Source organism: Streptomyces sp. NPDC001903, assembly GCF_042891345.1.
In the GTDB taxonomy this organism is placed as follows: Bacteria; Actinomycetota; Actinomycetes; order Streptomycetales; family Streptomycetaceae; genus Streptomyces.
Map to the genome: position 1 here is coordinate 1 of NZ_JBIASZ010000025.1, position 12,628 is coordinate 12,628.

General features: G+C 74.0%; 11 protein-coding genes, 1 rRNA gene and 1 pseudogene. 11 read left to right on the forward strand and 2 right to left on the reverse strand.

The window, feature by feature from the left end:
• The 3 genes and pseudogenes from rrf to ACFYZS_RS36220 form a co-directional block, all read left to right on the forward strand.
• A 5S ribosomal RNA gene (rrf, locus tag ACFYZS_RS36210) occupies window positions 1–91 on the forward strand; the annotation flags it as partial.
• Window positions 92–571: 480 nt separating this feature from the next.
• Window positions 572–1,513: pseudogene (locus tag ACFYZS_RS36215) on the forward strand (hypothetical protein); the annotation flags it as partial.
• Between the two features lie 228 nt (window positions 1,514–1,741).
• Window positions 1,742–2,611 carry a hypothetical protein gene (locus ACFYZS_RS36220; protein ID WP_389022644.1) on the forward strand — a complete coding sequence of 290 codons (870 nt, stop codon included), beginning with the start codon at window positions 1,742–1,744 and terminating at the stop codon, window positions 2,609–2,611.
• A gap of 82 nt (window positions 2,612–2,693) precedes the next feature.
• Here the strand turns inward: ACFYZS_RS36220 and ACFYZS_RS36225 are convergent, their stop codons facing one another.
• Complete coding sequence (locus tag ACFYZS_RS36225; RefSeq protein WP_389022445.1) at window positions 2,694–3,965, reverse strand: DUF1015 family protein; 1,272 nt, start codon at window positions 3,963–3,965, stop codon at window positions 2,694–2,696.
• Between the two features lie 153 nt (window positions 3,966–4,118).
• Between ACFYZS_RS36225 and ACFYZS_RS36230 the strand changes: the two genes are divergently transcribed.
• The 4 genes from ACFYZS_RS36230 to ACFYZS_RS36245 all read left to right on the forward strand — a co-directional run bounded on the left by ACFYZS_RS36230 (window position 4,119) and on the right by ACFYZS_RS36245 (window position 8,226).
• Complete coding sequence (locus ACFYZS_RS36230) at window positions 4,119–5,159, forward strand: HAD hydrolase-like protein (RefSeq protein WP_389022448.1); 1,041 nt, start codon at window positions 4,119–4,121, stop codon at window positions 5,157–5,159.
• 90 nt (window positions 5,160–5,249) lie between these two features.
• The gene (locus ACFYZS_RS36235) at window positions 5,250–6,296 is read left to right on the forward strand and encodes a FecCD family ABC transporter permease (protein WP_389022451.1); all 1,047 of its coding nucleotides are present in this window, start codon (window positions 5,250–5,252) and stop codon (window positions 6,294–6,296) included.
• A 68-nt stretch (window positions 6,297–6,364) separates the two neighbouring features.
• Window positions 6,365–7,354, forward strand: a complete 990-nt coding sequence (locus tag ACFYZS_RS36240; RefSeq protein WP_389022647.1) for a FecCD family ABC transporter permease — start codon at window positions 6,365–6,367, stop codon at window positions 7,352–7,354.
• Window positions 7,351–8,226: an ABC transporter ATP-binding protein gene (locus ACFYZS_RS36245; RefSeq protein WP_389022453.1), complete on the forward strand. Its 876-nt coding sequence runs from the start codon at window positions 7,351–7,353 to the stop codon at window positions 8,224–8,226. The genes ACFYZS_RS36240 and ACFYZS_RS36245 overlap by 4 nt, the downstream gene beginning before the upstream one ends.
• Here the strand turns inward: ACFYZS_RS36245 and ACFYZS_RS36250 are convergent.
• Window positions 8,210–8,557 (reverse strand): SCP2 sterol-binding domain-containing protein, encoded by a 348-nt coding sequence (locus ACFYZS_RS36250; protein ID WP_389022456.1) that lies wholly within the window; start codon window positions 8,555–8,557, stop codon window positions 8,210–8,212. The two genes, ACFYZS_RS36245 and ACFYZS_RS36250, sit on opposite strands and share 17 nt — an antisense overlap.
• Window positions 8,558–8,622: 65 nt before the next feature.
• Between ACFYZS_RS36250 and ACFYZS_RS36255 the strand changes: the two genes are divergently transcribed.
• The 4 genes from ACFYZS_RS36255 to recN all read left to right on the forward strand — a co-directional run bounded on the left by ACFYZS_RS36255 (window position 8,623) and on the right by recN (window position 12,547).
• The gene (locus ACFYZS_RS36255; RefSeq protein ID WP_389022459.1) at window positions 8,623–8,949 is read left to right on the forward strand and encodes a hypothetical protein; all 327 of its coding nucleotides are present in this window, start codon (window positions 8,623–8,625) and stop codon (window positions 8,947–8,949) included.
• Between the two features lie 7 nt (window positions 8,950–8,956).
• Window positions 8,957–9,772: a TlyA family RNA methyltransferase gene (locus ACFYZS_RS36260; protein ID WP_389022462.1), complete on the forward strand. Its 816-nt coding sequence runs from the start codon at window positions 8,957–8,959 to the stop codon at window positions 9,770–9,772.
• Window positions 9,773–9,804: 32 nt separating this feature from the next.
• Entirely contained in the window at window positions 9,805–10,731 is a 927-nt protein-coding gene (locus ACFYZS_RS36265) for an NAD kinase (RefSeq protein WP_389022465.1), read from the forward strand.
• 97 nt (window positions 10,732–10,828) lie between these two features.
• Window positions 10,829–12,547: a DNA repair protein RecN gene (gene recN / locus ACFYZS_RS36270; protein WP_389022651.1), complete on the forward strand. Its 1,719-nt coding sequence runs from the start codon at window positions 10,829–10,831 to the stop codon at window positions 12,545–12,547.
• Window positions 12,548–12,628: the final 81 nt, after the last annotated feature.

Below are 12,628 nucleotides of genomic sequence, written 5' to 3' on the forward strand. Positions count from 1 at the left end.
GCCCGGTTACATTCCGAACCCGGAAGCTAAGCCTTTCAGCGCCGATGGTACTGCAGGGGGGACCCTGTGGGAGAGTAGGACGCCGCCGAACAATCTTTCAAAGGACCCTTGGTCCAGCGTTCAACGCTGGACCAAGGGTCCTTTTTGTTTTTCACCTCTTTACGCCGAAGCGCGGCCATGGGTTGGTTGCGCGAGAATGACTAGCGGTACCCCGAAGACAGGAGTCACACCCATGTCCAACTCTCCCGACGATCGTCCGGAGCGCGAGCCTCGGCGCAACGACGGCGGTGACAGGGGCGGCTACCGCGGGGGCCGTGACGACCGTGGCGGTGACCGTGGTGGCTTCCGCCGCGACGACCGCGGTGGCCGTCCGACCGGTGGCGCCTCCGGCGCCGGCGGCGGATTCCGTCGTGACGACCGCGGCGGGCGTCCCTCCGGTGGTGGCGGCGGTTTCCGCCGTGACGACCGCGGTGGCGACCGTCCGTCCTACCCCCGTCGTGACGACGACCGCGGTGGCCGTCCCTCGTACCCGCGTCGCGATGACGACCGCGGTGGTTTCCGCGGCGGTCGCGACGACCGTGGCGGCGACCGCCCGTCCTACCCGCGCCGCGATGACCGCGGTGACCGTCCCTCCGGTGGTGGCGGCGGCTTCCGTCGCGACGACCGTGGTGGCGACCGTCCGTCCTTCCCGCGTCGCGATGACGACCGCGGTGGTTTCCGCGGCGGCCGTGACGACCGTGGCGGCGACCGCCCGTCCTACCCGCGCCGCGATGACCGCGGCGGCGACCGTCCCTCCGGTGGCGGCTTCCGCCGTGACGACCGTGGCGACCGCCCGACCGGTGGTGGCTTCCGCGGCCGCGAGGACCGTCCGTCCTACCCGCGTCGCGACGACCGCGGCGACCGTCCCGCGGGCGGCGGCTTCCGCCGTGACGACCGCGGTGACCGTCCCTCCGGTGGTGGCGGCGGTTTCCGCCGTGACGACCGTGGCGGCGACCGTCCGTCCTACCCGCGCCGTGACGACCGCGGTGACCGTCCCTCGTACCCGCGTCGCGATGACGACCGCGGTGGTTTCCGCGGCGGCCGTGACGACCGCGGCGGCGACCGCCCGTCCTACCCCCGTCGCGACGACCGCGGCGGCGACCGTCCCTCGTACCCGCGTCGCGACGACCGCGGCGACCGTCCCGCGGGCGGCGGCTTCCGCCGTGACGACCGCGGTGACCGTCCCTCCGGTGGTGGCGGCGGCTTCCGTCGCGACGACCGCGGTGGCGATCGTCCGTCCTACCCCCGTCGCGACGACGACCGCGGTGGTTTCCGCGGCGGCCGCGACGACCGTGGCGGCGACCGCCCGTCCTACCCGCGTCGCGACGACCGCGGCGACCGCCCCTCCGGTGGCGGCTTCCGTCGCGACGACCGCGGTGGCGACCGTCCGTCCTACCCCCGTCGTGACGACGACCGCGGTGGCCGTCCCTCGTACCCGCGTCGCGATGACGACCGCGGTGGTTTCCGCGGCGGCCGCGACGACCGTGGCGGCGACCGCCCGTCCTACCCGCGCCGCGACGACCGCGGCGGCGACCGCGGCGGGTTCCGCGGCCGTGACGACCGTGGTGGCGACCGCGGCGGCTACCGTGGCGGCCGTGACGACCGCGGCGGTGACCGCGACTACCGTGCGGACCGCGACCGGGACCCGGTCAAGCGCCTTCCGATCGACGAGGACGTCACCGGTCTCGAGATCGACGCCGATGTGCGCCAGGAGCTGCTGAGCCTGCCCAAGGGCCTGGCGGAAGAGGTTTCCCGGAACCTCGTCATGGTCGCCCGGCTGATCGACGAGGAGCCCGAGCAGGCGTACGCGTACTCGCGCATCGCCCTGCGCCTGGCCTCCCGCGTCGCCGCCGTGCGCGAGGCCGCCGGCTTCGCCGCGTACGCCACGCAGAAGTACAGCGAGGCGCTGGCCGAGTTCCGCGCCGCCAAGCGCATGACCGGCTCCGTCGAGCTGTGGCCCGTCATGGCCGACTGCGAGCGCGGCCTCGGCCGCCCCGAGCGCGCGCTGGCCATGGCCGGCGAGCCCGAGGTGCAGAAGCTGGACAAGGCCGGCCAGGTCGAGATGCGCCTGGTCGCCGCCGGTGCCCGGCGGGACATGGGGCAGCTGGACGCCGCCATCGTGACCCTGCAGAGCCCGGAGCTGGCCTCCAACTCCGTCCAGCCGTGGACCGCGCGTCTGCGGTACGCCTACGCGGACGCGCTGCTCGCGGCCGGCCGTGAGGACGAGGCGCGCGAGTGGTTCGCCAAGACGGTCGAGGCGGACAAGGACGGGGCGATGGACGCCTCCGACCGGCTCGCCGAGCTGGACGGGGTCGAGTTCGTCGACGCGCTCGGCGGCGATGAGCCGGACGAGATCGACGAGGACGACGAGGACGACGCGCAGGACGCCGCCGAGGTGGCTGCCGCCGAGCGGGCCTCCGACCAGGCCGAGTACTACGACGAGGACGACGAGGAGTACGAGCCTCTGGAGCGGTCCGAGGCCGACGCCGACATCGACGTCACCGACGAGATCGTCGTCGTCGAGGACGAGGACGAGGACGAGGACGACGCGCAGGCCCGCGACAAGGCCTGAGCGCTGAACCGGCTCACATGAGAAAGGGCGGTACCCCTCCGGGGGTGCCGCCCTTTTTCGTGTCCGCGTCCGGCGGGCCGGGTCAGTCGAGGCTGCGCAGGACCAGGCCGGTGGCCGGCTTCGGGCCGAAGGAAGTGGACTTGCGGGGCATCGTGACGCCCTGGCGGGCCAGGTCCCGCACGACCGCCTCCCGTACGGGGTGCAGCAGGACCGCCGTGCCGCCGTGGCGCTCGGCCATGTCGACGGTGGCCGCGGCGTCGTGGATGTACGTGATCTGGTCCGGGGCGTCCGGGATCCGCCACAGGGCGTCCAGCAGGGTCGCGTGCAGGACGGTCGCGTCCAGCCGGCGCCAGGCCTCGGGGCGGTCGCGGCGCACGGTGCGCTCCAGGAGGTCCAGGTCCGGGTCGGTGACCAGGTGGAAGGTGCCGTCGCCGGCCAGGAGAAAGGCGTTGCCGCGCTCCGCGGCGTCGCCGAGGGCCTCCAGGGCGAGCGGCAGCGGCCCGTCGACCGGGCGGACCAGGAAGTGGCCCTCCACGGCGGCCAGGGCGTCCGCGACCGGGAGGCGGCGCAGCATCCGGTGGATGGCGCGGACCTGGAGCGGGTAGCGGGCGGTGTCGACGAGGAGGACCAGGCCGAAGTCCCAGTCGGTGGGGGACTGGTGCTCCTCCTGGAGGCGCAGGTACGTCGCCCAGCGGTGGTGGCCGTCGGCGATGAGGGCCTGGCGGTGGCCGAGGTCGGCGGTGACGGCGGCGAGGTCGGCGGGGTCGGTGATGGCCCAGAGCCGGTGTCGGAAGCCGTCCTCGGTGGTGGTGGCCAGCAGGGGCGGGCGGGCGGCGGTCCGCTCGACGACCGCCGTCGCGCCGGCCGCGGGGTCGCCGCCGAGGTAGGTGAGGAGCAGGGGCTCCAGATTGGCCGAAGCGGCCCGCATCAGGCCGGCCCGGTCGGTGACCACGTCGGGCATGACGTCCTCGTGCGGGAGGACGATGCCGGCCTCGGGCTTCGAGAGGGCCAGGGCGCCGATCAGGCCGCGCTGCAGCACGCTGCCCTTGCGCTGCTCGTAGACGTAGAGCGCGGGCTCGGGGTCGGCGCTGAGGACGCCCTTGGAGAGCCAGTCGGCGAGGGTGTGCGCGGCCTGTTCGTTGCGCTCGGCGGGGGTGTCGGCCTGCGGGAGGATCAGGCGGACGATGTTGTGCGGGTCGGCGGACTCGAGGTGGTCGACGCCGTCGGGGCGTACGACCACGTCGTACGGCGGTGAGGTGACGGCGGCCAGGCTGCCGACACGCTCCGGGTCATAGCGCAGTCCATGGAAGGGGATCAGGCGCAGCCCGTCGTCCGCGGTACCAGGTGTGGTCATTGGTGCATGGTAAGACGCGTCTCGCGATGCGGGATGATCGGGTGAGCAAGACCGCAGCGCACACGCGGTCGGTATCGGTCACGGGCGGACGGACGTACGTACGGGCCGGTCGAGGACCGAGCGGACACATCGAGCGGACAGGGAGCCGACAGGATGACCCGGCAGAGCAGGACGAGTCCGGCGGGCAGCGAGCGCAGCCTGCACCAGGCGTACGACACGGCCCTGCTGGACCTGGACGGGGTGGTCTACGCGGGCGGCGAGGCGATCGCGTACGCCGCGGAGTCCCTCGCCGCGGCCCGCAGCGGCGGGATGCACCTCGCGTACGTCACGAACAACGCGCTGCGGACCCCGCAGGCGGTCGCCGAGCACCTGGGCGAGCTGGGGATCCCGACCGAGGCCGGCGAGGTGATCACGTCGGCGCAGGCCGTGGCCCGGTTGATCTCGGAGCAGGTGGAGCCGGGGTCGAAGGTGCTGGTGATCGGCGGGGAGGGGCTGCGGGTCGCGCTGCGCGAGCGGGGGCTCGTACCGGTGGAGTCCGCCGACGAGGAGGGTCTCGCGGCGGTCGTCCAGGGGTATGGGGGCCCGGATCTGCCGTGGTCGCGGTTCGCGGAGGCCTCGTACGCGATCCACCGCGGGGTGCCGTGGTTCGCGTCGAACACCGATCTGACGATTCCGGGGGCGCGGGGGATCGGGCCGGGCAACGGGGCCGCGGTGGAGGTCGTGCGGATCGCCACGGGCGCGGAGCCGCAGGTGGCGGGGAAGCCGCTGCCCCCGATGCACCGGGAGACGGTGCTGCGGACCGGGGCGCGGCGGCCGCTGGTGGTCGGGGACCGGCTGGACACGGACATCGAGGGCGCGTTCAACGGGGACGTGGACTCGCTGCTGGTGCTGACCGGGGTGACGGACGCGGCGCAGCTGCTGCGGGCCGAGCCGGCGCACCGGCCGACGTATGTGGACCGGGACCTGCGCGGGCTGCTGACGGGGCAGCCGGAGGTCGTGGCGGAGGGGGAGGGCTTCCGCTGCGGGGGCTGGACCGCGGTGGCGGCGGCGGGCGCGCTGGAGCTGCGGGGCGAGGGCGATCCGGACGGTTCCCTCGACGGGTTGCGGGCGCTGTGCGCGGCGGCGTGGACGCAGGCCGGGGACGGCTCGTGCACGCTGGACGCGGGGAAGGTGCTGGCCCGGATCGGGCTGTAGGGGGTCGGCCGACGGTCGGCCGGCGGTGGTGCGCGGGGATCCCGGGCTCCTCAGGGCCAGTTCAGGCGCAGGGTAGGCTAACCTAACCTCGTGTTGGTCGAGAGTCCCCCTGAACAGAGCGCGGCGCCGGTCGCCGCCATCCGCCCGCGGCACGCCGCGCGCGCCGCCGGTCTGCTCGGCGCCCTCGCGGTGCTGGCCCTGGTCGCGGTGGCGAGCGTCGCCGTGGGCGCCAAGCAGATGCCCCTCGACCAGGTCTGGCACGGCCTGTTCCACTACGCGGGGACGCCCTCCGACGTGGTGGTGCGCGATCTGCGGGTCCCGCGGACCCTCCTCGGCCTGATGGTCGGGCTCGGGCTCGGCCTCTCCGGCGCCGTGATGCAGGCGCTGACCCGCAATCCGCTGGCCGAGCCGGGCATCCTCGGCGTCAACGCGGGCGCCGCGGCCGCCGTGGTCTCCGCGATCACCTTCCTCGGAGCCTCCACGCTCAGCGAGTTCGTGTGGTGGGCCTTCCTGGGCGCCGCCGTCGTCTCCGTCGTGGTGTACGTGCTCGGCGGCAGCCGCAGCGCGACGCCGGTGCGCCTCGCACTCGCCGGTACGGCGGCCAGCGCGGCCCTGGTCGGCTACATCAACGCCGTGCAGCTGATGGACAGCAAGGCGCTGGACAAGCTGCGCTTCTGGACGGTGGGCTCCCTGGCCTCCGCGAACATGGACACCGTCCGGCAGGTGGCGCCGTTCCTGCTGGTGGGCGCGGTGATCGCGCTCACCCTGGGCCGGCCGCTCAACGCGATGGCCATGGGCGACGACACCGCGCGGGCCCTCGGCGCCCACCTGACGCGGACCCGGATCGGCGCGATGGTCGCCATCACGCTGCTGTGCGGGGCGGCGACCGCCGCCTGCGGGCCGATCGTCTTCATCGGGCTGATGATCCCGCACCTGGTGCGGATCATCACCGGTCCCGACATGCGGTGGGTGCTCGCCTATTCGGCGGTCCTCTCCCCGGTGCTGCTGCTGGGCGCGGACGTCATCGGCCGGATCGTCACCCGGCCCGCCGAGCTCCAGGTCGGCATCGTCACCGCGCTGATCGGCGGACCCGTCTTCATCTACCTCGTCCGGCGCAAGAGGATGGCCCAGCTGTGACCGTCGACCTTCGGGCGGGCAAGCCCGGATCCCGTGCCCTGCGCGGCCCCGGCGGGCTGTCCCTGCGGATGGAGCCGCGTGCGCTGGCGGTCGGGGTGCTGCTCACCGCGGTCGCGCTGGCGATGGCCGTCGTCCTCATCGGCACCGGCGATTTCGAGATCGCGCCGTGGGACGTCGTACAGACCCTGCTCGGCAACGGCACCCCGGCGAACGACTTCATCGTCAACGACCTGCGGCTGCCGCGGGTGGTGGTCGCGCTGCTGGTGGGCGCCGCGCTCGGGATGGCAGGCGCCGTCTTCCAGTCCGTCTCCCGCAATCCGCTCGGCTCCCCGGACCTGCTCGGCTTCAGCTACGGCTCGGCGGTCGGCGCCCTCACCGTGATCGTCCTGTTCAAGGGCGGCGCGACGCAGGTCGCCGCGGGCGCGCTGGCGGGCGGGCTGATCACCGGCGTCCTCGTCTACCTGCTGTCGTACCGGCGCGGCATCCACGGCTACCGGCTGGTGCTGGTCGGCATCGGTGTCTCCGCGATGCTCGTCGCCGTCATCAACTACCTGCTGACCAAGGCCCAGCTCGTCGAGGCGACGCGCGCGATGGTCTGGCTGACCGGCTCGCTCGCCGGCCGGGACTGGAGCCAGGTCTGGCCCCTGCTGGCGACCTGTGCGGTGCTGTTCCCACTGGTCCTCGGGCAGGGCAGGGCCCTGCGGATGATGGAGATGGGCGACGACGCGGCGTACGCCCTCGGAGTGCGGGTGGAACGTACGCGGATGCTGCTGATGCTGGCGGCGGTCCTGCTGACCACCGCGGCCGCCGCGGCCGCCGGTCCCATCTCCTTCGTCGCCCTGGCCGCACCCCAGCTGGCCCGGCGCCTGACCCGCTCGCCCGGCTCGAACCTGCTCACCGGCGCGCTGATGGGCTCCGTCCTGCTGCTCGTGTCCGACTGGGCCTCGCAGCGCGCCTTCGGCGCCGACCAGCTGCCGGTGGGCGTGGTGACCGGGCTGGTCGGCGGTGTCTACCTGCTCTGGCTGCTCGTCACCGAGCGCAGGGCGGGACGTATATGAGCACGGACACGAGCAACTCAAGGAGTACGCAGGTGCAGCGGCTGACCGCGCAGAACGTGACCCTCGGCTACGAGCAGCGGGTCATCGCCGAGAACCTGTCGGTGGAGATCCCCGACCACTCGTTCACGGTGATCGTCGGACCCAACGCGTGCGGCAAGTCCACGCTGCTGCGCGCCCTGTCGCGGATGCTGAAGCCGTCCGCCGGGCAGGTGCTGCTGGACGGGCACGCCATCGGCTCGATGCCGGCCAAGAAGGTAGCCAAGACGCTGGGGCTGCTGCCGCAGTCCTCGATCGCGCCGGACGGGATCACGGTCGCCGACCTGGTCTCCCGCGGCCGGTACCCGCACCAGGGGCTGCTGCGCCAGTGGTCGCCGGAGGACGAGCGGATCGTCCGGGAATCGATGGCCTCGACCGGGGTCGCCGAGCTGGCGGACCGCTCGGTGGACGAGCTGTCGGGCGGGCAGCGCCAGCGGGTGTGGATCGCGATGGCGCTGGCGCAGCAGACTCCGCTGCTGCTCCTGGACGAGCCGACCACCTACCTGGACATCCAGCACCAGATCGACGTGCTGGACCTGTGCGCCGAGCTGCACGAGGAGCAGGGGCGGACCCTGGTGGCCGTGCTGCACGACCTCAACCACGCGGCCCGCTACGCCACCCACCTGATCGCGATGCGCGACGGCGAGGTCGTGGCGGAGGGGCCGCCGGCCGAAGTGGTCACGGCGGAGCTGGTCGAGAAGGTCTTCGGCCTGCGCTGCCAGATCATCGACGACCCGGAGACGGGCACTCCGCTGGTGATCCCGGCGGCGCGCAGGCCGAAGCCGCGGGCCGGCCGGCCGGCGGGGGTCGCAGCGGGGTCTACAGCAGGCTCTTGAGGCGGAGCAGGTCGCGGAAGCCGGCCTCCAGGCGGACCCGCCCGGAGGCCCAGGCCTTGGCGAACTTGAGCTCGCCCGCGACCATCGCCACCAGGTCGTCGCCCGTCATCGCGAGCCGGATCTCGGCCTTCGCGGCGGGTGGGCCGGGGGAGACCGCGTCCACCCGGATCCGGCCGTCCTGGAGGCGGCCGGTGAAGGTCTGGTCGAGGTCCGTGATGTGGCAGCTCAGGGAGCGGTCCATCGCGGCGGCGCCGCGCACGCTGCCGTCGGCCTGTGCGAGGTTGCCGGAGAGTCTGTCGAGTGCGGCTCGGCACTCATCGATCGTAGCCATCGTGATCTCGACCGTACCGCAGAGCCGTGCGTGGCCGCCCGGGTGCTTCGGGGTAGCGTCGGGGCATGACCGACGACATGGCCGAGGTCCCGGACGCGGGGGACGCGGGGGACGTACCGGACGCAGCGGACGCACCGGAAGCGGCGGACGTACCGGAAGCGGCGGACGCGGCGGAGGCCTCCGGGGAAGCGGCGCCCGAGCCCCTGGGGCTCGTCCGCACGCCCACCGGCCACGCCGGGGTGGACGCGCACCTGGAGCGGCTGGCCGACGCCGACCACCTCACGGCGGACGGACACGTCGCGGTGTACGAGGATGTGCACAGGGGGTTGCGCGACGCGCTGACCGCGCTGGACGCACCGCCCGTCCCCGGACCGTACGAAAACAGGAGCTGAACCGAACGTGGCAGGAGTGGCACGCCGCCGCCTGGACGCCGAACTGGTACGCCGCAGCATGGCCCGCTCGCGCGAGCACGCCGCCCAGCTGATCGCCGCGGGCCGGGTGACCGTCGGCGGCGCCACCGCGACCAAGGCGGCCACCCAGGTCGAGACCAGCGCGGCCCTCGTCGTCCTCAAGGACGACAGCGACCCCGACTACGTCTCCCGGGGCGGCCACAAGCTGGCCGGCGCGCTCGCGGCCTTCCGGCCGCAGGGGCTGGCCGTGGAGGGCCGCCGCGCGCTGGACGCCGGCGCCTCGACCGGCGGGTTCACCGACGTGCTGCTGCGCGCGGGCGTGGCCCACGTGATGGCCGTCGACGTCGGCTACGGGCAGCTCGCCTGGTCGCTGCAGAGCGACGACCGCGTCACCGTCAAGGACCGTACGAACGTCCGCGAGCTGACCGTCGAGCAGCTCGACGGGGTCCCGGTCGACCTCGTCGTCGGCGACCTGTCCTTCATCTCCATCGGCCTGGTGCTGCCGGCCCTGGTGCGCTGCTGCGCGCCGGACGCGGACCTGGTGCTGATGGTCAAGCCGCAGTTCGAGGTCGGCAAGGACCGGCTCGGCAGCGGCGGCGTCGTGCGCAGCCCGGAGCTGCGGGCGGAGGCCGTGCGCGAGGTGGCGGCCCGGGCGGGGGAGCTGGGGCTGGGCGTACTCGGGGTGACCGCGAGTCCGCTGCCCGGTCCGTCGGGGAACGTCGAGTACTTTCTGTGGCTGCGGGCGGGGGCACCGGCACTCGACCCGGCGGATGTCGACCGTGCAGTGGCGGAGGGGCCTCAGTGACTGATTCAGCGGGTACACCGGGTACGTCGGACATGGCAGGTGCACCGGACACGTCCGGTGCGGCGGCGGGGCGCACCGTCTTCCTGCTCGCGCACACCGGGCGGCCGGCGGCCATCCGCAGCGCCGAGCTGGTCGTACAGGGACTGCTCAAGAACGGCCTGGGCGTACGGGTCGTCGAGTACGAGGCGAGGGACCTGCCGCTGCCGCCCGAGGTGGAGCTGGTGTCCGAGTGCACCCCCGCGGTGCTCGAAGGCTGCGAGCTGCTGATCGTGCTGGGCGGCGACGGCACCCTGCTGCGCGGCGCGGAGTTCGCGCGCGGCTCGGGGGTGCCGATGCTGGGCGTGAACCTGGGCCGGGTGGGGTTCCTCGCGGAGGCCGAGCGGGACGACCTGGACAAGGTCGTGGACCGGGTCGTGACGCGGGAGTACGAGGTCGAGGAGCGGATGACCCTCGACGTGCTGGTACGGACGAACGGCGACGTGGTCCACCGGGACTGGGCGCTGAACGAGGCCGCCGTCCAGAAGGTGTCCCCCGAGCGCATGCTCGAAGTGGTCCTGGAGATCGACGGGCGCCCGGTGTCCGGGTTCGGCTGCGACGGGATCGTCTGCGCGACCCCGACCGGTTCGACGGCGTACGCCTTCTCCGCGGGCGGGCCGGTGGTCTGGCCGGAGGTGGAGGCGCTGCTGATGGTGCCGATCAGCGCGCACGCCCTGTTCGCGAAGCCGCTGGTGACCTCGCCGGACTCGGTGCTGGCGGTCGAGGTGCAGCAGGGGGTGCCGCACGGGGTGCTGTGGTGCGACGGCCGCCGGATGCTGGAGCTGCCGGCCGGGGCCCGGGTGGAGGTCCGGCGGGGGGCGGTGCCGGTGCGGCTCGCCCGGCTGCACCACGCGTCGTTCACCGACCGGCTCGTCGCGAAGTTCGCGCTGCCGGTGTCGGGGTGGCGCGGGGCGCCTCGCTGAGAGCCCACCCAATAGCACACGCGTTCGGGAAACTCCCCGCGGGTGACGTCACATGGCATCGGTGAAACCTCGGTATCGTCGTCCCGTGCTTGAGGAGATGCGGATACGGTCGCTCGGGGTCATCGACGACGCGGTGGTCGAGCTGTCGCCCGGTTTCACCGCGGTGACCGGCGAGACCGGCGCGGGCAAGACGATGGTCGTCACCAGCCTCGGCCTGCTGCTCGGCGGTCGCGCCGACCCGGCCCTGGTGCGGATCGGGGCCAAGGCGGCGGTCGTGGAGGGCCGCATCGTCATGCGCCCCGGCGCGCCCGCCGCCGTACGCGCCGAGGAGGCGGGGGCCGAGCTCGACGACGGCGCCCTGCTGATCAGCCGGACCGTGTCCGCCGAGGGGCGCTCGCGCGCCCACGTCGGCGGCCGCTCCGTGCCCGTAGGCCTGCTCGCCGAACTGGCGGACGACCTGGTCGCCGTACACGGGCAGACCGACCAGCAGGGGCTGCTGCGGCCGGCCCGCCAGCGCCAGGCCCTCGACCGGTACGCGGGCGACGCCGTCGCCGTACCGCTGGAGAAGTACGGGTCCGCCTACCGGCGGCTGCGCGCGGTCGCCGTGGAACTCGACGAGATCACCACCCGGGCCCGGGAACGGGCCCAGGAGGCCGACCTGCTGCGCTTCGGCCTGGAGGAGATCGCGGCCGTGGAGCCGCTGGCCGGAGAGGACGCCGAGCTGGCCGCCGAGGCCGAGCGGCTCGGCCACGCCGAATCGCTGGCCTCGGCGGCGCAGATCGCGCACGCGGCGCTCGCCGGCGACGTCGAGGACCCGGAGGGCGTCGACGCGAACACGCTCGTCGCGGGCGCCCACCGGGCCCTGGACGCCGTACGGTCGCACGACCCGGCGCTCGGCGCGCTCGCGGAGCGGATCGGGGAGCTCGGGATCCTGCTGGCCGACGTGGCCGGGGAACTGGCCGGGTACGCGGACGATCTGGACGCCGATCCGCTGAGGCTGGCCGCGGTGGAGGAGCGGCGGGCGGCCCTGACCCAGCTGACGCGCAAGTACGGCGACTCGATCGACTCCGTGCTGGAGTGGGCCGAGCGGGGTTCGGCGCGGCTGCTGGAGCTCGACGGCGACGACGAGCGGATCACCGAGCTGACCGCCGAGCGGGACGGCCTGCGGGCCGAACTGTCGCTGCTGGCGCAGGCGCTGACCGACGCGCGGGTGGAGGCGGCGACGCGGTTCGCCTCGGCCGTCACGGCGGAGCTGGCATCGCTGGCGATGCCGCACGCGCGGGTGACGATCGACATCCGGCAGGTGGAGGACCCCGAGGGGGTGGAGGTCGACGGCCGTCCGGTCGCGTACGGGCCCTCGGGCACGGACGAGGTCGAACTCCTGCTGGCCCCGCACCCGGGCGCCCAGCCGCGGCCGATCGCCAAGGGCGCCTCGGGCGGTGAGCTCTCGCGCGTGATGCTGGCGGTGGAGGTCGTGTTCGCGGGCTCCGACCCGGTGCCGACGTACCTCTTCGACGAGGTCGACGCCGGCGTCGGCGGCAAGGCCGCCGTCGAGGTCGGGCGGCGGCTCGCGAAGCTGGCCAAGTCGGCGCAGGTCGTGGTCGTCACCCACCTGCCGCAGGTGGCCGCCTTCGCGGACCGGCAGCTGCTGGTGGAGAAGACCAACGACGGATCGGTGACCAGGAGCGGGGTCAAGGTCCTGGAGGGCGAGGACCGCGTCCGCGAGCTCTCGCGCATGCTGGCGGGCCACGAGGACTCGGTCTCCGCGCGGGCGCACGCCGAGGAACTCCTGGCGGCGGCGCGCGCGGACGCGTAGCGGCTGCCGCCGCCTCACGGCACGGGGCCCGGGACGCAGTCCGTCCCGGGCCCCCGCCGCGCGCCCGGGGATGACGGGCGT